The organism is Polaribacter sp. 20A6 (genome assembly GCF_011378915.1).
GTDB lineage: Bacteria > Bacteroidota > Bacteroidia > Flavobacteriales > Flavobacteriaceae > Polaribacter > Polaribacter sejongensis.
Window position 1 is genome coordinate 1 of record NZ_WTPZ01000060.1, and the last position, 828, is coordinate 828.

At 43.4% G+C, this 828-nt stretch carries 1 protein-coding gene; it reads left to right on the forward strand.

All coding sequences use genetic code 11. The features are described from left to right. Positions 1-35 precede the first annotated feature (35 nt). On the forward strand, positions 36-689 hold the full coding sequence (locus tag GQS57_RS19295) for a hypothetical protein (RefSeq protein ID WP_368855190.1): 654 nt from the start codon (positions 36-38) through the stop codon (positions 687-689). Positions 690-828 lie beyond the last annotated feature (139 nt).

An 828-nucleotide genomic window follows, 5' to 3' on the forward strand; every position in this document is an offset into this window, starting at 1 on the left:
CCAGATTTGTTTGTGTTCAAATGTTCCAATCTACCATGCTGGTGCAAAAGCTAAGCGGAATCACTTTATTGCTGTTGCTGTGTCAACATGCATGTTTTCTCTCTGCAAGTGGCAATGCAAAACGATCAGTGACCTGTGAAGGAGACTCTGCATCCCTCAGCTGTGGCTCTAGATTCATAAATGTCCTTCGTGCCAACTATGGACGGACTAATGGCAGAACTTGCTCTGCTGGGAAACCTCCTGGGCAGCTCTCAAATGTTCACTGCTCCTCAGAAACATCCCTCCAAACGATGGCCACACAGTGTAATGGAAAAAAAAGCTGTTCTGTTCAAGCAGTGAACTCCGTTTTCAATGATCCCTGTTTTGGGACCTATAAATACCTGGAAGTATCTTATGAATGTCTCAAACCTAAGCAGCACATAACTTGTGAAGGTTTCAGAGCTGACATTACCTGTGGGAAAGGTGTTATTTCCGTTTATTATGCCAATTATGGACGGCGGAATCTTGCAACCTGTCCTCATAAATTCGCAACTTCAACCCACTGTAACTCTGATCAGACTGCGCGTATGCGTTCTAGGTGCAATGGAAAGAAGTCTTGTCATGTACAAGCTTCAAATTCGGAGTTCTCTGATCCATGTGTAGGGATCTATAAGTACCTGGAAGTGACCTATTCCTGCATACGAGTTTAGCATGATCTGCATCAGAAGGTGATTGAAATGGCCTGGAAGAGCAGAAGCAGCGTCCTTTTCTTTAGCACACGATTTCTGTTTCTCTCTTAAATCTGCTTTGAAATGGTTTCTTTCAAAAAGACTCCTACAAATAAACTGC